This window comes from Methanobrevibacter arboriphilus JCM 13429 = DSM 1125 (assembly GCF_002072215.1).
In the GTDB taxonomy this organism is placed as follows: Archaea; Methanobacteriota; Methanobacteria; order Methanobacteriales; family Methanobacteriaceae; genus Methanobinarius; species Methanobinarius arboriphilicus.
This window is the reverse complement of record NZ_JXMW01000006.1, coordinates 18,639-45,420: the sequence shown is the minus strand read 5'-3', so window position 1 is coordinate 45,420 and position 26,782 is coordinate 18,639. Positions and strand designations below refer to the sequence as shown.

At 25.6% G+C, this 26,782-nt stretch carries 15 protein-coding genes; 11 read left to right on the top strand and 4 right to left on the bottom strand.

From position 1 onward, the window contains the following. Positions 1-576: 576 nt before the first annotated feature. The 11 genes from MBBAR_RS04020 to MBBAR_RS03970 all read left to right on the top strand — a co-directional run bounded on the left by MBBAR_RS04020 (position 577) and on the right by MBBAR_RS03970 (position 14,725). On the top strand, positions 577-3,336 hold the full coding sequence (locus tag MBBAR_RS04020; protein WP_080459981.1) for a valine--tRNA ligase: 2,760 nt from the start codon (positions 577-579) through the stop codon (positions 3,334-3,336). A 262-nt stretch (positions 3,337-3,598) separates the two neighbouring features. After that, positions 3,599-4,981, top strand: a complete 1,383-nt coding sequence (gene aroA, locus MBBAR_RS04015; RefSeq protein ID WP_080459980.1) for a 3-phosphoshikimate 1-carboxyvinyltransferase — start codon at positions 3,599-3,601, stop codon at positions 4,979-4,981. An 83-nt stretch (positions 4,982-5,064) separates the two neighbouring features. Next, positions 5,065-5,658, top strand: a complete 594-nt coding sequence (locus tag MBBAR_RS04010; protein ID WP_080460243.1) for an endonuclease III domain-containing protein — start codon at positions 5,065-5,067, stop codon at positions 5,656-5,658. Positions 5,659-6,233: 575 nt separating this feature from the next. Then, complete coding sequence (locus MBBAR_RS10610) at positions 6,234-6,395, top strand: heavy metal-binding domain-containing protein (protein WP_080459979.1); 162 nt, start codon at positions 6,234-6,236, stop codon at positions 6,393-6,395. 1 nt (position 6,396) lies between these two features. Then, entirely contained in the window at positions 6,397-6,501 is a 105-nt protein-coding gene (locus MBBAR_RS10605) for a heavy metal-binding domain-containing protein (RefSeq protein ID WP_080459978.1), read from the top strand. A gap of 12 nt (positions 6,502-6,513) precedes the next feature. After that, a complete protein-coding gene (locus MBBAR_RS03995) occupies positions 6,514-6,810 on the top strand; it encodes an STAS domain-containing protein (protein WP_080459977.1) in 297 nt (98 codons plus the stop codon). 50 nt (positions 6,811-6,860) lie between these two features. After that, a complete protein-coding gene (locus MBBAR_RS03990) occupies positions 6,861-8,549 on the top strand; it encodes a GH3 auxin-responsive promoter family protein (protein WP_080459976.1) in 1,689 nt (562 codons plus the stop codon). A gap of 41 nt (positions 8,550-8,590) precedes the next feature. Then, positions 8,591-10,327 (top strand): GH3 family domain-containing protein, encoded by a 1,737-nt coding sequence (locus MBBAR_RS03985; protein ID WP_158082522.1) that lies wholly within the window; start codon positions 8,591-8,593, stop codon positions 10,325-10,327. A 48-nt stretch (positions 10,328-10,375) separates the two neighbouring features. Continuing rightward, entirely contained in the window at positions 10,376-12,130 is a 1,755-nt protein-coding gene (locus MBBAR_RS03980) for an MATE family efflux transporter (RefSeq protein ID WP_158082521.1), read from the top strand. Between the two features lie 92 nt (positions 12,131-12,222). Then, a complete protein-coding gene (locus tag MBBAR_RS03975; protein ID WP_080459973.1) occupies positions 12,223-12,639 on the top strand; it encodes an ATP-binding protein in 417 nt (138 codons plus the stop codon). Between the two features lie 154 nt (positions 12,640-12,793). Beyond that, positions 12,794-14,725: a SpoIIE family protein phosphatase gene (locus tag MBBAR_RS03970; RefSeq protein ID WP_080459972.1), complete on the top strand. Its 1,932-nt coding sequence runs from the start codon at positions 12,794-12,796 to the stop codon at positions 14,723-14,725. A gap of 188 nt (positions 14,726-14,913) precedes the next feature. Here the strand turns inward: MBBAR_RS03970 and MBBAR_RS03965 are convergent, their stop codons facing one another. The 4 genes from MBBAR_RS03965 to MBBAR_RS03950 all read right to left on the bottom strand — a co-directional run bounded on the left by MBBAR_RS03965 (position 14,914) and on the right by MBBAR_RS03950 (position 26,019). Continuing rightward, complete coding sequence (locus MBBAR_RS03965) at positions 14,914-17,172, bottom strand: DHH family phosphoesterase (RefSeq protein ID WP_080459971.1); 2,259 nt, start codon at positions 17,170-17,172, stop codon at positions 14,914-14,916. 356 nt (positions 17,173-17,528) lie between these two features. Then, positions 17,529-18,035, bottom strand: a complete 507-nt coding sequence (locus MBBAR_RS03960) for a hypothetical protein (RefSeq protein ID WP_080459970.1) — start codon at positions 18,033-18,035, stop codon at positions 17,529-17,531. Between the two features lie 506 nt (positions 18,036-18,541). Beyond that, positions 18,542-23,905, bottom strand: a complete 5,364-nt coding sequence (locus MBBAR_RS03955; RefSeq protein ID WP_080459969.1) for an outer membrane protein assembly factor BamB family protein — start codon at positions 23,903-23,905, stop codon at positions 18,542-18,544. Positions 23,906-24,039: 134 nt separating this feature from the next. Next, on the bottom strand, positions 24,040-26,019 hold the full coding sequence (locus tag MBBAR_RS03950) for a right-handed parallel beta-helix repeat-containing protein (RefSeq protein ID WP_080459968.1): 1,980 nt from the start codon (positions 26,017-26,019) through the stop codon (positions 24,040-24,042). Positions 26,020-26,782 lie beyond the last annotated feature (763 nt).

Sequence of the window (26,782 nt, the reverse complement as noted above, 5' to 3'; positions counted from 1 at the left end):
TTAATTATTTTATTTAGTTATTTATAATCATATTTGCTTAGTCATTAATCATATTTAATTATTTTATTAGTTATTTTAATCATATTTAGTTATTTATAATCATATTTAATTTACTTAATTTAATTTATATTATTTTGAATAAGCTTAATGAAATTATTTATAATTCCATATTATTTTTATATTATTAGGACTTAAAATAAAAGTATATTAGACTCATTATCTATATTATTTATAATAATTATAGTTATTCATTTATTAATTAAAATATTTTTCCATAATTATGATATTATTATATATTGTTATGATATTATTTAGTATGTTAATTAGTTATAAGTATAAAATATATTAAATTAAATATTAAAATATAATATTAATATTTTAAAAATATTTAAAAAAATTACTAAAAATTAGCTGAAAATTAGTTAAAACTAGTTAAAAAATAGTAATATTAATATTCATCGAATTGCAAACTTTATTAGATTATTCTTAAATATTTATCAAATAATAAATTTATAGAAATAATACAATTATAGAAATTAATACAGTTATAGAAACAATACAATATGGAGAAGATACATGACAATAGACAACATTCCTAAAGATTATGATCATAAAAAAGAAAAAGAATGGCAAAAAAAATGGGATGATGATCAAATTTATAAATTCCTTGGTAATGGAACAAAACCAAGGTATATAATTGATACTCCTCCTCCTTATCCAACTGGTTCTATTCATATGGGTCATGTATTAAATTGGGTTTATATTGATATAAATGCAAGATACAAACGTTTAAAAGGTTTTGATGTTTTATTCCCTCAGGGTTGGGATTGTCATGGTCTTCCAACTGAAGTTAAAGTTGAAGAAAACAATAATATTAAGAAAAATGATGTTTCAAGAGCAGAATTTCGTAATATGTGTGTAGATCTTACAAAAGAAAATATAGCTCTTATGAAAAATCAGATGAAGTCTATAGGATTTTCTCAAGATTGGTCAAGAGAATATATCACTATGACTCCTGAGTATATGAGAAAAACTCAAACTTCTTTTCTTCAAATGTATGAAAAAGGTTTAATATATCAAGGTATTCACCCTGTTAATTGGTGTCCTCGCTGTGAAACAGCTATAGCTTTTGCTGAAGTTGAATATAGTAGTAATGATACTTTTTTAAATTATGTTAAATTTCCATCTGTTAATGAAGAAGCTGATAATATTGAAGATTCTACTTCAAATAAAAATTCTGATTCAGATGAAAATGGAGTTTTAATAGCTACAACCCGACCTGAACTCATGTCTGCTTGTGTAGCTGTTGTTGTTAGTCCTGATGATGATAGATATACAGATATTATTGGAAAAGAGGTTGAAGTTCCGCTTTCAAAACAAAAAGTTAAAGTTATAGCTGATAATGAAGTTGATCCTGAATTTGGTACTGGTGCTGTTATGGTTTGTACTTTTGGGGATAAAACTGATGTTTCATGGGTAAATAAACATAATCTTGATATTATTGAAGCAATTGATGAAAAAGGAATTATGACTAAATCTGCTGGAAGATATGAAGGAATGACTTTAAAAGAATGTAAGTTAGCTACTGTTGATGATCTTAAAGCAGAGGGGTGTATTGTTAAACAGGAACCTGTTGATCAAAATGTTGGTCAATGTTGGAGATGTAAAACTCCTATTGAAATTTTGGTTAAAAAACAATGGTTTGTAGCTGTAAATAAATTAATCGATGATATTAAGTCTGCTACTAATTCTATGAATTGGGTTCCAGATCATATGAAAAGCAGACTTCTTAATTGGGCTGATTCTATGGAATGGGATTGGTGTGTTTCAAGACAAAGGATATTTGCTACTCCTATCCCTGTTTGGTTCTGTAAAAAATGTGCTAAAGTCCATCTTCCAAATATTGAAGATTTGCCTGTAGATCCAACTCAAACACAACCATCAATTGAATGTGATTGTGGTTCTCGTGAATTTAGAGGAGAGGAGGATGTGCTTGATACTTGGATGGATAGTTCTATATCTCCATTAAATATTGCTGGATGGCCAGATCCAAGTTTTAAAGATAATTTTCCTGCTGATTTACGTCCACAAGGTCATGATATTATTCGTACATGGGCTTTTTATACCACTCTTAGAACATTAGCTTTAGTTGATGAAAAACCATTTGATGAGATTGTCATTAATGGTATGGTATTTGGAGAAGATGGTTATAAAATGAGCAAATCTCGTGGAAATGTTATAGGTCCTGAAGAGGTTATTGAAGAGTATGGTGCAGATGCTCTTAGAACTTGGGCAGCTAATAGTGTTCCAGGTTCTGATGTTCCTTTTGATTGGAAAGATATTAAATATGGTTATAAATTCCTTAGAAAATTTTGGAATGCTTTTAGATTTATTAGTATGCATATTTTTGATGAAAATATGTCTAATGAAAATATAAATATTGTCAATAATGGATCTAATAACGCTATTAAAGATAAATTAATGCCCTTAGATAAGTGGATACTTTCAAAGTTAAATAATCTTAATAAAGAGGTTACTGAAGCTTTTGAAACTTATAATTTTGCAACAGCTATTAATTCAATTGAAAAATTTGTTTGGCATGATTTTTGTGATGAATATATTGAAGCTGTTAAATATAGGCTTTATAATGATGATGTAACTAGAGATTCTAGAATTACTGCTAAATATACTTTAAAAACTGTTGTTGAAACTTCTTTAAAACTTCTTTCACCTATTACTCCTCATTTTGCTGATGAAGTATATCAATATTTTGAAAATACTAATAGTATAAATATTATTAAATGGCCGAAATTAGATGAAGATCTTATTGATGATGTTTTTGAAGATAATGGTCAATTAGCTATTGAAACTATTGGAGAAATTAGAAGATTTAAATCTTCTTCTAAAATTCCTCTTAATGTTCCTCTATCTGAAGTTAATATTTACACTAATGAAGATTTAAAGGCAGTTTATGAGGAATATATCGATGATATTAAAGGGACTTTAAAGATTCATAAACTTGACTTGTTAGTTGGAAAACCTGATATTCATGAAAAGGTTGTTGAAGTTACTCCTGCTATGGATAAAATAGGTCCTCAATTTAAAGGAGATGCTCCAAAAATTATCAAATATTTAACATCTAATGATCCAGAAGAGATAGCTAATTTATTAGAAGAAAATGAAGAAAAAGGAAATAATGGTCAAATAACGATTGGAGACAATGTTATAACTAATGAACATGTTAATATTGTAAAAGAAGTTGTTGGTAAAAGTGGTAAAAAGGTTGATGTTGTTCAATCAGATAATTTAGATGTTTTATTTGAAATAATTAAATAAGTTTATTATATTTTTATTATATCTTTATTATATTTTTATATATAATTATAATATACATTATAATAAGTCTTAAATTAATAATATAAATTATTATAAATTATAATAAATTATAAGTTTATAATTATGTTATAATAGATTATAAATCTATAATATTCAATATAATAAATTATAGTTTCATGATATAGATCATAGTTTCATAATATAGATTATAGTTTTATAATATACATTATAATACATTGAATCAAAATTTTAGATGATTTAGATGATTTTAAAAGTAAAAAAAGTTTCAGATGTTGGAGGAATTGTTAAAGCACCTCCTTCTAAAAGTTATACTCATAGGGCTATAATCATAGCTTCTTTTGCTGAAGGTACTTCTTGTTTATATGACCCTCTTTCTTCAGAGGATACTCTTGCTTCAGTTAATGCTTGTAGAAATTTTGGTGCAGATATAAATACGTCTAACTTTAATTCTCTTGGAAATAATCCTAATTCAGATAGCTATTGGGAAATTAAAGGGATTGGTAAGGGAAATATTGAAAATCTTTCCAATACTCCAATTGATTTGAAAAATTCTGGAACTACTCTTAGAATAATGACTTCTTTAGCTGGTCTATCTAAAAATAAAACAATATTTACTGGTGATGAATCTCTTAAAACACGTCCTATGGATATGCTTCTTGAAGCTTTAAAACCATTAGGAGTTGATGCAAAATCCATCCTTAAAAACGGAAAACCTCCTATTGAAGTACGTCCTGGTTTTATTGGTGGAAAAACATCTATTGATGGCAACGTTAGCTCTCAATTTATTTCTTCTCTTTTAATTGCAGGGACTATCTCTGAAAAAGGCATTAATCTTGAAGTTAAAGGAGATTTTATATCAAAATCATATGTAGCTATGACCTTGGATGTTATGGAGAAGTTTGGAGTTGAAATTGAAACAGACCTTTTTACTAAGCATGAAAATTGTGATCTTATTGATAAAAAATGTTCATCAACCTTTTTTTCTATTAAACCTCAAAAATTCACTGGTATTGATTATGTTGTTGAGGGAGATTATTCTTCTGCATCATACCTTTTAGGTGCTGTAGCTATTTTAGGTGGGAAAATAACAGTTAAAAACTTATTTAAGAATTCTAAACAGGGAGATAAATTAATTTTAGAAATTTTAGAAAAAATGGGTTCTAAAATTACTAGTGATAGTGATTCTGTTACATTAACTTCTGATGGAAATCTTAATGGTATTGAAATTGATTTACATAATGCTCCTGATCTTCTTCCAACTGTTTCTGCTTTAAGTGCTTTAGCTAATAGTAATACTTTAATTACTGGTGTTAAACATGCTAGGTATAAAGAAACAGACAGAATAGCTAAGTGTGCAGAGGAACTTTCTAAATTAGGTTGTAATATTAAAGAAAATGAAGATGGTATGGAAATTATTAGTGGGGTAAATTTAGAAAAATCAATTTCAAATAAGGTTACATCTCATAATGATCATAGATTAGCTATGGCTTTTAGCTTAATAGGACTGAAACATGAAATATTTATTGAAAAAGGAGATGTGTTTAATGTTTCTTTCCCTAATTACATTGAATCGATGGGTGAAATTGGGATAGAAATAGATTTGCTTGAAGATGAATGTATTTAATATTAAAATAGCTAAGTAAACAGTTAGGTGATTATATTTCTAAATCTAAAAATAATAATTTGTCTTTAAAAGTAGAAAAAATAATGAAAGAGCTTAATAATTTATATACTCTTCGTGTTTTTGAAGATAGGGATCCATATAGGGTTTTAATCAGAACAATTCTTTCTCAAAGAACAAAAGATGCAAATACTGATAAAGCTACAAATCAACTTTTTTCTAAATATAAAGATATTCATGAAGTTGCTGATGCTCCAATAGAAGATATTGAAAAGCTTGTTAAAAGTGCAGGTTTTTTTAGAGTTAAGGCTAATAGAATAAAAGAAGTTTCACATATTATATTAGATTATTATGGTGGAATAGTTCCAAATAATATGAAAGAACTTCTTGAACTTCCAGGTGTTGGTAGAAAAACAGCTAATTGTGTACTTGTTTTTGCATTTCAAGAACCAGCTATTCCTGTAGATACTCATGTTCATAGAATACCTAATAGGTGGGGAATTGTTAATACTAAAACTCCTGAAAAGACAGAAGAAGAATTAATGAAAATTGTTCCAAAAAATCTTTGGATTGAAATGAATGATTTAATTGTTCAATTTGGTCAGACAATTTGTAGACCTATTAATCCATTGTGTGATCAGTGTCCAATTTCTGATTTATGTGAATACTATCATTCTTAATGTTCTATAAAATAGATTATAATTAATTGAAAATCTATACTATAATTTTTTATAATATTTTCTAGTTTTTTTAATATATTTAATTTTTATAACATTGATACTTATTTTTAACAAATACTCTTTTTTTAAATTCGATGTAATGATTATGGAGAACTCTAAAAAATATTTTACATAGAAACTTTATTCTAGATATTAAACTTTCAAAAAAGGAAATTTTTAGATTATACTATGATTTAGTGGACAAATAATTATTATAAAAATACATAAAAATTTCTTATTTAAGTTTCGATTTTATTTAATTCGTACATAATTTTTTTATAATATTTTTTAAATCATCAGAGTTATTTTTTATTTATTATTTTTTATATTCGTGACTTTTTTTATTTGTGACTTTTTTTATATAATCCATGTAATTTTAAAAATTTCCGTTATGTTTATATATTACTTTTTCAAATATTATAATTGTAAAAAATAGTAAATGTTCACTTTGTAGTTAATTTTTTATTAATATTTTAGTGGAAATTTTTCATGAAAAAAGTTTAAATTAAAAAAGAAGGTGTTAAATATGGTATTAAGTGGAGTATATTATTTCAACTGAAAGTCATATTTTTGGATATAAAATTATAGGAACAAAAGGTTTTGTGTATGGTTTAACAGTTAGAAGTAAGGCTGTTATTGGAGAAATTTCTGATGGACTTAAAAATATTGTGAGTGGAAAAAATTTGAGCTTATATTAAAATGATGGAAGAAACTCGTGAAGAAGCTCTTGAGAATTTAATAAAACAGGCTAATGAATTAGATGCAAATGTATTATTTTCTGTTAAATTTGATTCTAATAAATAATTGGGTGAAATTATGGATATTAAAAAAAAAATTGAAGGTAATAAGCTAGTGATTAAAGTTGATGGTAGATTGGATACAAACAATTCTCCTAAATTAGAAGAAGAATTAAAGAAAGATCTTCCAGAAACTAAAGAATTAGTTTTTAATTTTGAAGATTTAATGTATATATCAAGTTCAGGACTTCGCGTTATTCTTTCAACGCAAAAAATTATGAATAAACAAGGATCTATGGTTATTGAAAATGTCCATGAGTTAGTAATGGAAGTTTTCGAAGCTACAGGCTTTTCTGACATCTTAACAATTAAATAATATTAATTAGCTTTGATTAAATAGAAATTAGAAATAATAGATGTGAAAAAATGGATATTTCAAAATTAACACCAGCAGGACAAAAAAACTTAAATGATATTTCTGAAGGAAAATCTATTTATGAAAATCTTTTGATAATGACTAATAATCCAATGGAACATAATGAAAAGTTTTTAATGCAATTATTAGAAGATAATAAAAATACAGTTTATGGAAAGAAATATGGTTTTGGAAAAATTAAATCTATTTCAGACTACCAATCAAAAGTTCCAATAACAGAATATGATGATTATATTGAGTATATAATCCCTATGAGTGAAGATGGAGTTAAAAATTTAATAACTTCTTATGAAGTAGATCATTATTCAAAATCATCCGGAACATTAGGAAATCCAAAAAAAATCCCACTATCTGTCAATGCACAAAAAATAATGTATGAATACACACTTTTATATACTATGGCAATGATTTCAAGTGAAATAGGCATAAATTGGGTTGATAGTCGTGCATTGAATCTAGTTGAACTATCTATTGAAACATTAAAGTCCGGTGCAACATATGGGGCATTGTCTGCAAAATTTATGTTAAATTTTAAAGAAGTTTTACCACTAATTTATACTTCTCCTTTTGAGGCTTTTTTTCCAGAAATTGATACAAATACCAGATATCTCCATTCTCGTTTTGCATTAATGGATAAAAATATTAATATGGGTCAAGCTGCATTTTATAATTTCTTTTTAGAGATAATTAGATATATAGAAAGTAATTGGGAACTTTTAGTTAGGGACATTGAAAATGGCACTATTGATGAAAGTATAAAAATGTCTAATGAAGTTAGAAAAAAAGTTTTAGAAAAAATTAATCCTTTACCTGATAGGGCTAATGAGTTTCGTGAAATTTTTAAAGATGGATTTGATAAACCAATTATTCCAATCATATGGCCAAATATGTCTTTTTTAGTTGGAATTGGTACTGGTGGATTTTCAAACTACACTAAAAAAATAAGAGAAATTTATGGAGGTAATAATTTTAAATTCTGTTTAATGGGATTATCTGCTTCTGAAGGGAATTTTTCAGTTCCTTATGAATTAGAAAATCCTAACTCACTTTTACTTCCTGATAGTATTTTTTATGAATTTAGACCAGTCCATGATGATAATATGGATAATATTTTAACATTAGATCAATTAAAAGAAGGAGAAGACTATGAACTTATTATAACAAATCTTTCAGGTTTTTATAGATATAGAATGCAAGATGTTATTCGTGTAACAGGCAAGTATAATAATATGCCAACAATCCAGTTCTTATATAGACTTAATCAAACAGTTAACTTAGCTGGAGAAAAAACTACAGAAATGGTTTTAAGTAATACTCTTCAAAGAGCTGAGGAAAAATTCAATTTTGACTTAGTAGAATTTTCTATATATCCTGATTCCGATGCAAGTCCTCCAAAATATGTATTTTTAATTGAAGCATTGAATATTCCTGAAAATGTTAAAAAAGAGGATATAAAAAATTTTATTGAGGAAGATCTTTCAAAATCAAACCCATCTTTTGGTGATAAGATTAAAAAAAGGATTTTAGGAAAAATAGAGCTAGATTATTTACAAGAGGAAACTCATTTGTTATATCGTGATTTAATGATAATGAAGGGTATTTCTTCAGCACAATTAAAACCTCCTCGTGTTATAGTTAATGAAGTTCAGAGAAAATTCTTCTTTGCATTGACTGAATAATTGAATTTTTCATTTAATAGTAATTTATGGAGTGTATTGTCTTGGTTAGCTACATTGATATTATTTCTAAAAGAAATGAAAGTATTCCTAATGTTTTATCTGAGTTAAATAATAATTTATTATATTTATCTTTTAAAGAATTTTTAAATGATCCTTGGATTATTCAAAAAAAAACTCTAAAAGATATTGTTAAATGTGCAGAATCAAGTGAATTTGGGAAAAAACATTCTTTTGAATCCATAGAATCAATTGAAGATTATAGAAAAAATGTTTCGATTTCAGAATATCTTGATTATACTCCCTATATTGAAAAAATGAAGAAAGGTAAAAAGGATGTTCTTTTTAATGGTAAAACAGATTCTTTTGTTGTATCTTCTGGTACTACAGGTAAAATGAAATATTTCCCTGATAGTAGAAATGGAGTTTTATCTAAAAATTTAATTATGAAATTAAGATCAATCCAGCTATCACTAATGTGCCCTGAATTATTAGAAAGTAGTTCTAATATTCTTGGTATCACTAACTCATCAAATTATGGTAAAACTGAAGGGGGGATTCCTGTTATGGCTGCTTCAGGCCAAGGAATAAATACATATGTCGATGAAGAACATGATAATAATGATAATAATAATTGTGATAGTGATAATGGTTTTGATAAAAATAATTTTAAAGATAATAATGAAGATAAAAGAGGAGAAAAAGACAAAATTTTAGATATTAAGATGATGCTGCCTCAAGAATTAATTTCTGCAAAAGATATTGGTTCAGATGATATGAATTATTTAATGGCACTTTTTGCATTATCAGAAGAAAATCTTAACTGTGTTGTTTGTAATAATTTAGCTCATTTTAATTTTTTACTAAAACAAATTAAAAATAATACTGAAAAGATGATTAATGATTTAGATAAAAAAACACTTTCTGTAGATATTGATAATGATTTAAAAAATCTTCTTTTATCAAAACTTCCAGAAAATAAAGATAGAGTAAAAAAATTAAGAAAAATATATTCAAAAGATTTTTCTCTTCCTTTAAAAGATATTTGGCCTTGTTTTACCGCAGTTGGATGTTGGTTATCTTCAAGTGTGGGGCGTGTAGCTTTTGATATGCGAAAAGATCTTCCAAAAAATATTAAATATCTAGAATGGGGGTATGGTGCTAGTGAAGGAAAATTTAATGTACCTTTCGAGGTTAATGTTTCTGGAGGACCAGTAGTTCCTTTTTCATGTTTTTTCGAGTTTTTAACACTTGATAAAAAAAGAGTTTTAACTTTAAATGAAGTTGAGGAAAATAATTTCTATGAACTAATTATTACAACTTATTCTGGTCTATATCGTTATAATATTCATGATATTGTTTCTATAAATGGTAAAACTTTTAAAACTCCTAATATAGAATTTGAATGCAAATCTAATGAAAATATCATTTGTAATGGCACTAAATTTTATGTTAACACATTTAATAATATTATTAAAAAGATTGAAAAGGAAACTAATGAATTTGTTAGCTTTTTCCAATTGTTTATTAAAAATAATAGAATATCATTCATCATAGAACCAAAAAATGAAAATTTTGATATAGGCACTTTTAAGAATATTTTAATGAAAAATTTAGATAAAATTAATATTAAGCTAGAAAATGTATATATTATGAAAAAAGGATATAGGGATAGTCTTTTTGTAAAAGAAGTTTGTCCTGGAAAAACTATTACTTCAACTAAATTATCTACAATTCTTGATAAAAAATTGGACGAAGATTTTATAAGGGAAATAATATAACTTTAATATGGATTTATGAAATGTTTTAGACACTATAAGGATTTTATCATGAAAAATAAACTAACTAATACCTATTTAATTTCAAAATCATTCAAATCATATATTTTTGTTTCAATTATGGGCTTAATTTCTGCTACAATTGGAATGGTCATCGATGGACTATTCGTAGGAAATTTAATTGGAATTAAGGGAATGGCTGCTTATGGGATTGCATCTCCTTTTTTTATATTTTTAGCAGCAATATCTACTATTTTTGCAAATGGTGGAACTATTTTATCTTCTAATTATATTGGAAGAGAAGAAAAAGATAAAGTTAATCTCAGTTTTACTTTAACTTGTTTTATCGCAGCAGTGACTTCAATAGTAATAATGTTTTTATCTCCTTTTTATGTTGAATGGTTATCTGTTATTTTAGGAGCTAAAGGAAATTTAATCCCACTAACTGCTGATTATATATTAGGTTTTACTATTGGTACTTTTTCATTAGTTTTTTCCCAAGTATTATTTTCATATACTAGATTGGACAATTCTCCGAATTTAGGTCTTATTTCTGTATTGATAGCGACAATTATTAATGCAGTTTTAGATTTTGTATTTACAGCTATTTTTGGATGGGGAATGTTTGGAATTGGAGTTGCAACGACTATTGGCTACTTTTTTGCAGTAATTTCCTTGTTAACTCATTTCTTTTCTAAAAAAAATAATTTACATTTGATAAGATTCAACAGCTTTAAAGAAGTTATTAATATATTGAGGATAGGATTACCTTCAGCATTAAATAGGGTATTCACAATGGTTCGAACCATTATTACAAATTATTTAGCTATATTAATTGGCGGCACTATTATTATGGGTGCTTTATCTATACAATCTAATGTTAATCAGCTTTTAAGTTCAGTAGCTATGGGAATTGGAATGACAACTATGTTGCTTGGAGGCGTTTTCTATGGTGAAGAAGATAAAAGATCTCTTAAAGACCTTTTAACGATTTCTTTAAAATGGGGTTTATTAATTATAATAATGATTTCGATTTTAGTAATTATATTTGCTCCATTTATAGTGGCTGCTTTTGGTTCTAATCCTGAAATTTTACCAGTAGCAACACATTCTCTTAGGTTGTTTGCCTTATCACTCCCACCTTCATTAATTGGTGTTATTTTCTTAAATTTTTATAGCTCAATAAACAATATTTATATGGCAAACTACATTGCATTTGCTCATAGTTTACTATTTATTTCTTTATTTGCATGCATTTTAACTCCATTTATTGGAGCTAATGGTATTTGGCTTTGTTTCTTTTTAGGAGAAACGACTACTATATTAGGTCTTTTTATATTAATTAAATTTAAATCAGGAAAATGGCCAAGAACAGCAACTGATTTTTTAATGTTGGATAATGACTTTGAAAGCAATATTAAAGATAGTTTTGAAATTTCTCTCGAAAATGATATGGATCAAGTAATAGAATTATCTAATAGAGTTCAATCATTTGTAGATAAATATCCCAATCATGAGGATAAATTATTTAAAGTATCATTGTGTGTTGAAGAGATGGTTGGAAACATTGTAAAACATGGTTTTGATTCATCAAAAACTCATTATATAGATATTAGAATTATTTTAGTAGAAAATGATGTTATTTTCCGTATTAGGGATGATGGTAAACAGTTTAATCCAATAGAATATGGAAATAAAGATAATAGCTCTGAAAATGCTCTGGGTATAGCTATGGTAAGAAAAATTGCTAAAAATATGGAATACAGAAGTACAATTGGATTAAATAACTTGACTATAACGATATAATTATAGTTTAATTATAGTTATAAATTATAATATATGTAGCATATTTGATAATTAATGATACTTAATATAAATGTCAAAAGAGGGTAGTAATTATGGATAAACTTATTGTTCATGCAGAAATCGAGAAATTAGATAAAGTATTGGATTTTATTAGTAATCAGTTAAAAACATATAATTTTTCAAAAAAGTTTGAAATACAATTAGAACTTGCTACAGAGGAAATATTTGTTAATATAGCTAATTATGCTTATAAAAAAGACTCTAAAAATAATGAAGTTGCTATATATTCGTTTTTTAATGAAGATAACTCAACATTAACTGTTAAATTTGTTGATAATGGAATTCCTTTCAATCCTCTTGAAGAAAAAATTCCAAATACAACTTTAGATTCTGAAATGCGAGAAATTGGTGGGCTGGGGATATTTCTTGCAAGAAGAAATGTTGATGAGATTAATTATCAATATAAAAAAGGAAATAACGTTTTAACATTTAAAAAACTATTAAAATGAATTAAGAACTAACATTTTAATTATTATATAAAATTTAGAAAGTAAAGAATCAAATTTCATTTATTAATATGTTATTATTAAAATAAATAATATTTTACTATTAATAATATTCTAATAATTATTTAATTTAAAGGTTTAAAGGGATTGAACTTAAATGAATATAGATGAATCTAGGCTAAATTATGATAGTTATAGTTCGAAACTAATTATATTAATAATTTGTTCAATTATTTTCATTATAATAGCCATTCCTTTTCGTTATTTCTTCCCAGTTTTAAATATATCTCAATTAAGACCTTCAAGTGCTTTACCTCCTGCTTTTGGAATGATGTTTGGATTCTGGGGTGCATTAGGAGCAGCTCTTGGAGATTTAGTTTCTGATATAATTATTGGATATCCTTTAGTTATAGTGGTCTTTGGTTTTATTGCTAATTTTTTGTTTGGATATATTTCTTATAAATTATGGTATAGTTTTAATATAGGGGATAAACTTACTAAACCTAGGTTAGATACATTAAATAATCTTTTAAAATTTATTATTGTGATTACAACAACATCTTTAATAATGACTGCCTTATTATCTTTTTTATTAGAATCAGTAGGAATTTTAAGTTTTGTTTCTTTACAAACTTTAATATTTTTATTAGCTAACTTTGATTTTTCCATGATTTTGGGGATTCTGATTATTTCAATTGCTAATATCTATGGAATTAAAATGTATTCTCCAAAACAAAAAAAAGCATTTATTAATCCTAAAGTATTCGATTTTTCATTAGGACTAGCTGCTTTAATAGGATTATCTTATTTTTTATATTCAATATTTAATGGATCTTGTGTATATGGTTTATATATAGGGATTATATTTTATGTTCTTATTTTCATTTACATTTTTAAACCATTTAATAAAAAAATTAATACTGAAAACAAGGAAATAACTTTAACAGAAAAGTTCATATTAGTATTTATACTAACTGGTACGATAATTTCTATTTTAACAGGAATTGAAGGGTTTTATTCTATTCAAATTACTCAAAATCAATTAATAAACTTTTGGAATCATTTCTATATGAATATGAGTTTCATTATTATCATATTTTATATTTTTTTCATTGGATTTTTATACTATATTGAAAAAAACATTACTAATCCTATTGAATCTATTTCTAGTTCTGTTAATGAATATACAAATAGTAAAAATAAGATTGAAGATTCTAATAATATAGTAAAAAAATTAAACAGTCTGCAAAATAAACAAATTGAAATTGAAATTTTGGTAGAATCATTTGAACAAATGATTAAGGATTTAAAATTATATATGTTGGATTTAAAAAATATTACTGCAGAAAAAGAAAGAATTAATACAGAATTGAATATTGCAACTAATATTCAAAAATCCATACTTCCAAAAGAATTTTTAACATCTCAAGGAAATGGAAAATTTGATATTTCTGCAACTTCATATCCTGCAAAAGAAGTTGGAGGAGATTTCTATGATTTCTTCTTCATTGATGATGATCATGTAACTATTGTTATAGGGGATGTTTCAGGTAAAGGTATTCCTGCAGCACTATTCATGATGTTATCTAAGACTCTTATAAAGAAAGAAGCATTATATGAATCAAATCCTAAGAATATATTTAAAAATGTTAATAATCAACTTGCAAGAGATAACTCTGAAAACATGTTTGTAACTGCCTGGATGGGTATTTTAGAGATAAAAACTGGTATGCTCACTTATGTAAATGCAGGACATAATCCTCCTTTACTGAAAACTTCTTCAAGATATAAACCACTTAAATCCAAACCAAACTTTGTTTTAGGGCCAATAGATGATATTGATTATACTCAAAATGAAATAAAGCTGGAAAAAGGAGATAGAATATTTTTGTATACTGATGGTATAACAGAAGCTATTAATAGTAAAAAAGAGTTTTTTGGAGAAAAAAGTTTAATAAATATATTGAATAACTCAGATTTACCTATACGTGATTTATTAGTGAAAGTAAAAGAAGAATGTGATGAATTTTCTAAAAATCTTGAGCAATTTGATGATATAACTATGCTGATTTTAGAATATAAAGTTTGAATTTAAAATATTATTTAATAAATCAATGTTTTTTTTGAATTCTTATCCTTAATTAAAAATTGATTAAACCAAAGAAATTATCTATTATTGATTCAATTTTTCTAAATGTTTGTTTATTAACATAGAATTTAATATTGTATATAAAAACAATAAGAAATAGTTAAAAATAGTTTGTTATGAAAAAATATTTATATTTCATCCATGTTTGAAATTTCTTCTGCAAAACTACCCAATACTTCTTTTAATAAACCTTCTATAAACTTTATGGAACCTGCGACTTCATGTCCACCACCATCTATTCCAGCTTCTGGTATTTTTTCTTGAAGCTTCCATATGATTTCATTTAAGTTAAAACCAAACTTTTTATGTATAACTTCTGTTGCTCTAATCACTCCAAAATCAGGTCCATAACAGAGTGTTATTATTGGTGTTTTATCTCCAAGATCTTTTACATATTTGTCATGAACAAATCCACAAGTCTTTCCTGGAGCAGGAAAAGTAAATTTATGAGCATACTTTTCAACATCAAGAACATTGAAATGTATTCCATTAGGAAGTTTTTCTTCTTTTACATTTGGAAGTGTAGCTTTTAATTGTGTAGCTATTCTTTTATTATACTCTTTATATAATGCATTAACAAGCTTTTCATGCTTATCAATATTATCAACTGCAAGTATTGTATCCATGATTCCTCTACCATTCATGAATCTTAAAAAGTATGCTTCAAAATCAACACAAGCAGCTATTTTATCAAGGTCTTCTCTACTAAAACCTTTTTCTTCAGCTAATTCTATATATTGTTCTGCTTCATTTGATTCTGCATGGTCACCAAGTGCAGCTACTCCTGGAAGGTGACTTATGAGTTCTTTTATTTCAGGATTAATTATATTAGCTACTTCAACAGCTAATGCTCCTGCAGTAATCTGTGAGTCTCCTCCAACAAGATATGGGTTAACATGAGTATCTACAAACTCATCTACTTCTACTTTCCCATCTTTTACTTCGCCTGGGAAGTGATGATCGATTACAACAATCTCAATATCATATATTTTAGCTTTCATAAGTGCGAGAACATCTTCTTCTGTTGAACCATTATCTAAAAGCACAATAAGGGGTAATTTTTGTCCATGTCTTTCCAAATCTTCAAGAGCAAAAGAAAGGTCTTTTATAACATCTTCAAGCTCATAAAATGGGGCTTTACTCGGCGATCTTCTGAAATAATGCCATTCTGCATCAGTACTTGGGCTTATTTCTCTAAGTAATGGGATAACCGCTTTTTCCATAGCTACTCCTGCAGATATTCCATCTGCATCTGCATGATGTCTAAGTAAAATAGTTCTACCGTCCATTATAGCTTTTCGTATTGTTTTTGCAGCTTCTCTCATTTTTGGTTGTAATTTATCTAATATTGGACTTTTAATTAGTGTTGGTACATTTTCAGGTTCTGCTTTTTCATCTAGTGCTTTTTCAATTATTTGACGGATTTTATCTTCTTTTTCACCTTCTAATTTTTCTATTATTTCAGATTCGATTTGAATTTTACCACTATGTTGATTCACTTCCCCCATTACTTCAACAATGTCTCCGGTTTCAATGTGTGGATAAACTCTAACACCTGCTTCATCAAATGCAGCTGCCCATGTAATAGCTGTTTCATCAGTAATTGTGAAAATTGTTGGTCCTGAAGTTTGTTGTATTTGTATAATTTCTCCTTCTATTCTAACAACTTTTCCTATATCTTTGTTAGTAAGAGATCCTATTTGGCTTCTGGAGATATTCTTCTTAACTTTCTCTATTTCTATATCTCCAATTATGTTAGCTGGCCCCATATCTACTTCTCTTTTGTGAGGCTTAATTTCAGTTATTTTTACAAATATTTCATCTCCAACTGAATAATTTGGGTTTCCAGTTCTCATCAAACCCCAAACTTGATTGTTTAAACTAACAAATACTCCATACTTTTCTACTCTTGTAATTTTTCCTTTATAGATTAAACCTATTTCTAAATCTTCCATCTCACAAAGAGGATCTAATACAAATACTTTTGTTGGTTTTTTTCTAAGTTCTTCTTCTAGCTTCATTTTTTCTAATTCCTCTTTTTCTTTTATTTCTCTCTCTTTTTCTAATTTGATTTTACATTCTGTGCAATAATTAGTGCTTTCTGGAACTATTTTGTTACAAGACTTACAAACATTAATTTCTCCTATTCCTTCACAAGTTTGACATTTTTCATTAATATCAATTACACCTTTTCCTTTGCAAACTTCACAGGGTACATCTTCTTCTATTTCTAAATCAAATTTAGCTTTAGCATTAGTATTTACACCTTTAAAATGGTTTTTAGTTTCAAAACTATCTTGAAAACCTGTTCCATCACAGGAATCACATACTTTTTGATCAACTTTTGAAGATCCTGTTCCTTTACAATTAGGGCATTTTTTTCTCATTCTTTACCTCTATAATGATAAAATTGTTGATAATTTTTAATTATCTTTTAATAGATTAATTATTATTTAATATATTCATTGGCATTGATTTCTTCATTGGATTATGTTATTTTTTATATTATTTTTGTCATTTAATTAGTTATTGAATTATCTTTAATATTATTATCTGTAAATGTTTTTATCTGTAAAATATGGTTATTTAATTTTTTAAGCTTAAAAATAAAACTAATTATTCTATTATCATATTTAAAAAATCAATAAAGTATAAAAATAATATAATCAATTAATATTAATAATATAATTAATTAATACTTAATATTTAATAATTAATAAAATAAGTTTATGATTAAATTTATCTATTGATTAACTTCTTTAAATTTATCTGGGTTATTTTTAACAAGGTTATTTCTTTGATTTTGTATACTTATCCCTTGATTCATAAGTTTATTAGCTGTACTTACATAATTATTTGCAACTACTTTATTTCCTTTTTTAAAATTTTGTATAGCTAATTGGAGATTAGAGGTTGCATTTTCTTTTAAGTTTAATTCTTCTTCAATTAAACTAAGGTATTGTAAATATAGAGTATCATTAATATTTTCATTATATTTATTAATTTCTAACATTTTATTTTTTGCTTCAAGAAAGTTGTTACTTGATGTTTGTACTTTTTCTTCAGCTAAGTTATAATTATGTAAATTAAGGTAGGTTACAGCTTCATTATAATTTGCATCTCCAATTTCAATATTCTGACTTAAACTTGGAATTATATTATTTATATTATCCATAGGAGTTTTAATACATCCACTAACAGATACAGTAGCTAACAATACTATAATTACAATAATAATCTTTTTGTTCATTAATGTTTTTTATGTATATTATAAAATATAAATCTTATTAAATTGAAATAACATTGATTATAATTTTAGTTTTTAATTTTTATAATCTTTATAACTTTTAATCATTTTTAATTATTTTTCATATCTTTTCATAATTTTTCATAATTTTTTATTTAATATTAATAATAAATTTTAATATGTAATAATTTAATATGCAATAATTATAACTAAATATTAACTAAATATTAACTAAATTTTAATTATTTTAAAAATAAGTTGGTAATAAAATAGATGGGTATTTTATATGATATAAATATTCAGTGCAAATATAAAAGATATAAAAAGATATAAAAAGATATGAAAAATAATTAAAAACATGAAAAATAATATAATAAAAATCTGGAATATAATAAAAGTCTAATAAAAACTTAATAAAAATATAATAAGTATTTATTAAAATGCTTAATAAACCATTAGCTTATTAATAAAGTGTTAGTTTATTAAACTTTAATAAATTACATTTTTTGTTATATTTTAAATTTTATTATGTTGTTATTATAGTTTGATTCTGTAACCATTCTATCATAGTTTAGGTTTATATATTTGTATATGTTTTTGTGTGTTGAGTATTTATAAAAGTTGATTTTAATAAGTTTAGTTGTTCCTTTTTTTATTGCAGGCACGCTTATTATTTTGTATTTTGTGTCACTATACCAAATCATTAATTTGCTTGCTGTTGAATCTCCAGTTCCTTTATTTTTTATTTTAACAGAGTAGGTATTTCCACTTCTTTTGATACTTGTTACTTGTAAATCTGGTTTATATCTAAGGTAAGATTCTTTAAATGTTATTTTATTGTTTGTATATGTTGATTCAGTTACTTTTTTATCATAGTTAAGTTCTACTGTTTTTGTTTTATGATTATTGTTTGTGTAGTTTAAATGTGATGATTGATTAAAGAAGAATAAAATATATCCTATAGTTTTTCCTTTTGCTATACTTGGAATATTTACTATTTTGTACATTGTTGAGCTTATTGATACTTTCATTTTGGTTGGGCCACTGTTTGCATCCCCCTGATTTTTTATAGTGCAATTATATATTGTTGTGTTGTAATATTTTGGGTCATTAGCATGTGATCCTGTTGGGTATATTCTTTCGATTTTTAGTAATATTAAGTCTGGTTTTGGATTTTTTAGTGTATATTTGGTTTTAAATTTAACCTTATTGTTTTTATAGTTTGATTCTATGAGTTTTTTATTGTAGTTTAGGTATGCGTATTTTGTTTTATGTAATAATTTTGCATAGAATTTTGATTTTATTGTTTTACTATCTCCAGCATATATCTTAGGTATTGTTATTGTTTTATAATATTTTTTATTGTATTTTAATAACATTTTACTTGTTTGTGATGTTTTATTTCCTTTGTTGATGATTTTAAAGTAATAATATCCTTTTGAGTATGTGATTTTAGAGATTATTAGATCTGATTTATATATTTTTGTTGTGTTTTTTGTTGTGTTATTTTTAGGAAGTTCTATATTGAAAATATATGTATAAACTGGAGATGTATTGTTGTATATATCTATTGCTATTATTTTGATTGTTGTTGTTTTATTTAAATTGATTGTTTGTCCTGAATATTTATTTATTCCTATTATTGGCTCTCCTCCATTGATTGTGTAGTACATTACATTGGTTTCACTATCACTTGTAAATTTGATATTTATTGCACTGTTATATTTACCACTTGGTATATTGCTTTTTATTGTTGGAGGTAATATTTCTTTAAGATTTATTGTTTTTTGTATTGTATCTTCAAATTCTTGGTTTTTTATTTTTAGTGTTATGGTATATGTTCCATAGTCTTTATATCTGTGGGTTGGGTTGTATTCTGTTGAGGTGGTTCCATCTCCAAAGTCCCAATAGTATTCGAAGTTATTACCTTTAGAATTGTCATTAAATTCAACTTTTAGTTTTTCGATTGTAATTGTAAAATTAGCTTGAGGTTTGTTTAATGCATAAATTTTCTTATTGTCAATAAAATATATTGTTCCATCTTTTCCAATAGCAATTGATGATGTTATGGAGTCTGTTGTTTTATTCCATTTTAATGTTCCATCTGGATTAATAACAAAAAGACCATTTTTGGTTCCTATGTATATAATTCCATCATTATCAACAATTGGTGCTAAATATCCTTCTGATACTCCACCATGATCAAATTCCCATATTAAGTTACCATTGTAAAATGCTCTCAATTTGTCCTCGAACATTATGTAAGCTGTTCCATTATGTGTTAAATAAATTCCATATGCTTGTTGCACTGTTTTATCAGAATTCCATTTCCATTTTAAAGTTCCAACTGAAGTTATTGCATATACTGAACATCCTTCTTTTTTATCACTACCATCATTTGCAGTTAAATATATTATTCCATCTTTTCCAACTATCGGTGTGTTATAGCTTGCTATTGAGTATTTTTGCTCTAATTGGTATTCCCATTTAAATGTGCCGTTATTGTTAATTGCAAGAAGGGTTGTTTTGAAGATATTATTATTTCCTTCTCTGTAATTGTTAATTACATATACTGTTCCATCTGGTCCAATTGCCATATTTCCTGATCTAAATTCTACATAATTGGAGCTATAATTGTATATGTATGATTCATGAAGTTGATATTTCCATTTTAAGGTTCCATTAGGATTTACTGCAAATAATGTTCCGTTTTGACTTGTAAAGTATATTATTTCATTTTCATCGGTTATAGGTGAAACTCCGAAATTGGAATCTCCTGCATCAAATATCCATTTGAGTGTTCCATCAGGTTTTAAAGCATGTAGTTTGTTATCCCAACTTACAACATATATTGTTCCACTTTTACCTATTGTTGGTGAATTGATTAAGTAGCTTCCAGTGTCATAAGTGAATATTATTTGTCCATCTCGGTTGAAAGCATAAACTGTTCCATTGTATGCATTGGCATAGATTATATTACCATTTACAACAGGAGATCCTATTATATATATTCTATAAAACCATTTTATTACATCAGAGTCTATTGTTGGTTGTTGGAATGGATTTTCTTCATTTGTGACATTTGAATTAACGATGTTAAAATATCCTTTATATGTTTGGGAATTGTAACCATAAGATTCAAATTTAGCAGTATAATTTATGATTCCTGTTTTATTTGCATAGTATGTTCCATTTCCTCTACCATTTATTATGTTTATATAGTAGTTTTTTCCATTGATTGTGATTGTAAGTTGACCATTTAAGTTTAAATCTCCGTCGGTAGCACTAATGTAGTATATTAAGTTTTTATTGTATGTGCCTGTGTTATTTGTAATGATTATATTTGCATTTGCATTAGTTATATTAAAGTGCCCTTTAAGATTGAGGTCATTATATGCAGGATCATGGAAGTATGCTGTATAGTTTATGATTCCTGTTTTGTTTGCTAACCAAGAACCCATTCCATATCCATTAACAATATTAATATAGTAATCTTTTCCATCAATTCCAATGTTTAATACTCCATTTAACCCTAGTGTTTCAATTGACTTATCAAAAACATAGATATTATAGATTATGTATTGATTATATTTACTTGTGAAATTTTGAATATAAATAGTAAAGTTACTTGGAGTTATATTTAACCAACCTTCATTATCTGAATTAATATAGTTTGTAGTTTTATTTAAGACAACTTTTATATCAAGTTTCCCAGACTTATTAGCTAACCATGATAAAATAGCTATACCATTTTTATCTGTAATTGCACTTCCTAAGTATGTATCATCAATATAAAAGTTAATAATTTGATTAGATATAGGATTTCCTTTAGAATTTACTAATAAAGCACTTAAGTTTACCAAACGATTACCAAATCCTGAAGTATTGTTATAATCAATATATGTATCGTAAATAAAAATTATGTTATAAACCATATTTTTATTTGTCACTATAGTAATATTATTAAATTCATGTTTTAAGTTAATTGTAAATGAATAATTAGCAACTCTACCATCAAACTTACTAGGAATTTCAGCTATACTTCCACCATTATTAAAAAATTCCACATTAAAATAAGGTAATAAATCAATACCATATGTATTATTAGTATTATTCAAATGGAAATAATAAGTAAAATTAAATTGATCATTTGTATATTTGTTTAATACATCTGAATTTGTTATTGTTATCTCATAGTAATTGTCAACAATACAATTCAATACTCGAGATCCATTATTATTTCCCCACCAATTATAGGATGCATTAAGAGTATTATTAACTTGTTCATTGTATACTGATTTTGAATAGTTATCGATAATAACATTATAATTAAGACTTATATTTTGACCTTTATTATATAAAGTATTACCAAGATCATTAGATATTGTATTATCTAAAAAATAAGAATTTTTAACTATTAGGTTATTCCCTTCATTGTATATAGCTCCTCCACGAGATGTTGCACTAGCACCACCTGAAGTGATACGTGTATTGGTAAAATTACTTAAGCTAAATGAAGAATTATTACCTATATTAAAAATTACGCCTCCATAGCTACTAGCACCTCCTCCACTAGAAGATACTGTACTATTTGTGAAATAACATTCACTAATATTTAAAAAGTTTCCTGTGTTATAGACAACACCACCATAGGCAGCAGCACCTCCTCCACCAGAAGACACTATACTATTTATAAAATAAGAATTTTTCAGGTTTAAAAAGTCTCCTGTATTATAAAAGATACCACCATAACCAGCAGCACCTCCTCCACCATTATTTATTCCATTATTTTTAAAATAAGAATTTTCAACTAGATAATTATTTCCTTCATTATATATAACACCTCCATAACCAAACCATGCAGACAAACCAGTATTTGAAAAGTTACTATTGTTTATTTGGAAGTCATATCCCTTATTATATATAATTCCTCCATATCCTGGAGAACCAGCTCCCATACTATTATGTGTATTGTTAAAAAAATTTGTATTATTTATTTGGAAGCTATTTCCATTATTATATATTACTCCTCCATATCCTGTTGATGCAGAAAGAGTATTTTTAGAAAAGTTACTATTGCTTATTTGGAAATTGTTTCCATTATTATATATCACTCCTCCATATCCTTTTGATGAAGATAGTGTGTTGTTAAAAAAAGAATTATTGATTATTTGAAAATTATGTCCTGAATTATATATTACTGACCCTGAAACTGTGGAATTAGATGAAGAAATTGTATTATTATTAAAAATAGAATTTTTTATTGTTAAATTGTCTCCATTGTTATATATGACCGCACCAGAAGCTGTTTGATTATTGCTAATTAATTTATTATTAATAAAACTAGAATTTTCTATTAAAACATTACTTCCTGAATTATATATCACTCCTCCAGAAAGATTATCATCTATTAAATTACCATATAAAGTATTATTTATGAAAGTACAATTAATCAAACTTAAAAAACCTTCGTTATATATTATACCTCCTTTATTGCCTAATTGGTTACTATTCCGTATTGTTATATTGATTAAAGTTAAATATCCTGTTTTAGTTATATTGAAGGCTCTTGAATCTTTTCCTGTTAGGTCTATTATAGTTGAGTTTGAATTTCCTATAATCGTGATGTTTTTATCAATTATAATACCATAGTCTCTATGTTCATCAGAACTGTTTACTCCTCTTTGATATATACCCTCTTCCATAAGTATAGTTTCATTGTTAGTAGAATTTTGAATGGCTTCATTTAAACTAGAACCTGTTTCATTGTTAATTGTTGCTGCAGATATATAATTAATATTTAAAATAAAAATTGCAATTAATATTATTATAAAGATTGTCTTCTTAAAAGCTGTTTTATTATTTATTTTCATTTATCAATACACCTTATAGTTTTTTTTTTTGAGTTATCATTATTTCGATAAGTTTTTTTTTTTTTTTTTTCAAATGTTTTTTAATTAATAATTTTTAATACTTATTTTGATTTATTAATTTTTGGATTTTTGGTTTAAAAAACTTCTCTTTTTCTTTTAAATCCATATAAAATTAATATTACAAATATAAATATTATAGTATGGGCTAATGCAATATCATTTGTAGTAAGCTCTTTTTTAGTTTCTTCTAACAGTAATTCAGAAACTATTGAAGTTTTTGAATCTCCTACTCCAGATGATCCTCCAGAACTACCTCCACTATTAGCTGACTCAGAAGATTTAAAGGCTTTATTATTATTTTTTGCTGAAGGACTAGTAGATGGGGAATTAGAAGATTCATCATCATAATCGTTAGCTGATGATTCCATTTTACTAAAAGACTGTTTATATGGAATAGATCCTGCAGCTGCAAATGTAGGAGATGAACCAGCTCCATTTGGATTATTCCCATAATTTCCATTTCCTGTACCAGATCCTTTTCCATTTCCGCTTCCTGTACCTTTTCCATTTCCTGATCCATCACCGTTTCCATTACCATTCCCGTTTCCATTTCCATTTCCTGTACCTGGTTCGGATCCTGTACCTGATTGATCATTGTTGATATTTTCCCAATCTTTGTAATTATCTGGAGGAGAAACTGGTAACATGTTTGTTACTATTGTGTTCCAATTTAAAACAGCTGAAAGTCCATAAAACTCAGCTCTAACTTCTCCAATAAGATCCATAGCATTAAAAACAACAAAAGCAGAACCGTTAATCATATATGTTTTGAAAATTTTTTTACCTACATAAAAAGTTATTATGCCTGTTGGCATATTAGAAGCAACTTTCCCTGTATCCCCATCAATTATATATGCCATGTATGTTGCTGGACCTACCCTTAAAATTTTTAAATAAGGAGGATTTATTAAGATACCACATACCCAATCATCAGGTTTAATTAAATTAGATCCTATAACAATATCATAGGAATCTATTTCTTTAACATATTGATAAGGATCATTCATTCTTTGACCGTCAAATGTTCTCTGATTATTATAGGTTACAATATTATGTTTAATTGTATTGTCTAAGAAATATCTTAATTCACTTCCAAATTGTATTCCTGCCCCACCATCATATAAGCCAATGTCGGTTCTTTCAATATTATTTATTATTATATTTTTTACAACTGTAAGGTTGCTTATAATATTATTAAATTTAATACCTACATTAGAATACTGAATAGAATTATTATGTATTAATACATTGTCTGAATATCCTCCTTCAAATAGAACACCAAAGTATGTATTATGTAAAATAGTATTATTGGTAAAAGAAACATTACTTGAATTAGAAATACCAATCCCATTAACATTGTATGTTAAATTAGAATTTGATATCTTCACATTCATCGAGTTTTTTGAATAGACACCACTCATATTATCTCTAGAACTAGTCATTGAGATTTCTTGAGCTAAACCAGAGAATTCTATTTTAGAATTTGTTATAAAGCTATTTTTAGAATTTATCAGTTCTATTCCATTTCCATTGCTCTTTGATATTTTTATGTTTTTAATTAGAGTATTATTGGAATTTTTTATAGATATTCCATTATTATTCTTATCTATTGTTGTATTAGATATATTAATATTATTTGAGTCATATACATCTATACCTGTGTTTTTAACAAGGTTTATAATGTTATTTGTTAAATTTATATTAGATGAGTTTGTTATAGTGATCCCAGTTTCATAGTTTTGTATAATAAAACCACTTATTGAAACATCTTTAGTGTTTTGTATATTAAATGCAGATCCTAAGTTAGAGCCTATTATTTTTGTTTGGTTACTTGATATGATTTTAATTTTCTTATTTATGGATATATTGAGGTTATTATATGTAGAACCTTTAAATTCTATAATATCATCATCTTTAGCATTCTTTATTTGATTATTAATTTCATCATTAAGTATTATTGAATGACTTTCATAATAACTCTCATCATTAATAATAATTTTTGAAGCAGAAGCTTCATGTATCATACTAAATAAAGCAATGAGAAAAAATATCATAATAAGAACTTTATAAATTTTAAAATTCTTATTTGAATTGATTAATACTATTTTATAACCCCCCTTTAATAATAAGATTTTATAAAACGATGAATAGATCTCTTTTTTAGGCTATTGTTTTTTATAGTATTCTATAGAATATTATATAGTTTATATGTAGATTTTCACATCAATATTCTAATTCTGTTAATAGATATATTGCATCGTTATATTTATTGTAACATATCGAAATTTTAATTTATAAAACTATATATAATCTTTATATAATCTTTATATAATTTTTATATATTATTTTTAATTATTAAACCGTTATGTTTAATTATCATATCGTTATGTTTCATTTTAAATATATTTAATAGTTACTATTTTTAAAATATTAAAATTATTTAAAATTATTTAAAAAATTAGTTAAAGAATCAATTAAAAAATTAATAATAATTAATTAAAAATCATTAAAAATAAAAGTTTTATTTTAAAACAACTTATATTATTTTTTTGTATTGATCAATAATTTTAAATTTTATTATATTCTTGTATAAAACATATATGTATTGAATTTTAGTCGATATTGTTTAATAATTCATACACTAACTGAATAAAAATAATTATTAATCAAATCAATATCAAACTAATTTACAAACATCATTAAATTCTATAAAATAATTACTTACAAAAAGATTTAAATATAGAATAATTAATATTTCTATATGCAGTCTTATTCATATTGGAATTATAATAACTTTAATGTTTAAATTAATTATTT

Bases quoted from the DNA above. Each gene is read 5' to 3' on its own strand.
- MBBAR_RS04020 (WP_080459981.1), top strand. From the start codon at position 577: ATGACAATAGACAACATTCCTAAAGATTATGATCATAAAAAAGAAAAA.
- aroA (WP_080459980.1), top strand. From the start codon at position 3,599: ATGATTTTAAAAGTAAAAAAAGTTTCAGATGTTGGAGGAATTGTTAAA.
- MBBAR_RS04010 (WP_080460243.1), top strand. From the start codon at position 5,065: ATGAAAGAGCTTAATAATTTATATACTCTTCGTGTTTTTGAAGATAGG.
- MBBAR_RS10605 (WP_080459978.1), top strand. From the start codon at position 6,397: ATGATGGAAGAAACTCGTGAAGAAGCTCTTGAGAATTTAATAAAACAG.
- MBBAR_RS03995 (WP_080459977.1), top strand. From the start codon at position 6,514: ATGGATATTAAAAAAAAAATTGAAGGTAATAAGCTAGTGATTAAAGTT.
- MBBAR_RS03990 (WP_080459976.1), top strand. From the start codon at position 6,861: ATGGATATTTCAAAATTAACACCAGCAGGACAAAAAAACTTAAATGAT.
- MBBAR_RS03980 (WP_158082521.1), top strand. From the start codon at position 10,376: ATGAAAAATAAACTAACTAATACCTATTTAATTTCAAAATCATTCAAA.
- MBBAR_RS03975 (WP_080459973.1), top strand. From the start codon at position 12,223: ATGGATAAACTTATTGTTCATGCAGAAATCGAGAAATTAGATAAAGTA.
- MBBAR_RS03970 (WP_080459972.1), top strand. From the start codon at position 12,794: ATGAATATAGATGAATCTAGGCTAAATTATGATAGTTATAGTTCGAAA.
- MBBAR_RS03965 (WP_080459971.1), bottom strand. From the start codon at position 17,172: ATGAGAAAAAAATGCCCTAATTGTAAAGGAACAGGATCTTCAAAAGTT.
- MBBAR_RS03960 (WP_080459970.1), bottom strand. From the start codon at position 18,035: ATGAACAAAAAGATTATTATTGTAATTATAGTATTGTTAGCTACTGTA.
- MBBAR_RS03955 (WP_080459969.1), bottom strand. From the start codon at position 23,905: ATGAAAATAAATAATAAAACAGCTTTTAAGAAGACAATCTTTATAATA.
- MBBAR_RS03950 (WP_080459968.1), bottom strand. From the start codon at position 26,019: ATGATATTTTTTCTCATTGCTTTATTTAGTATGATACATGAAGCTTCT.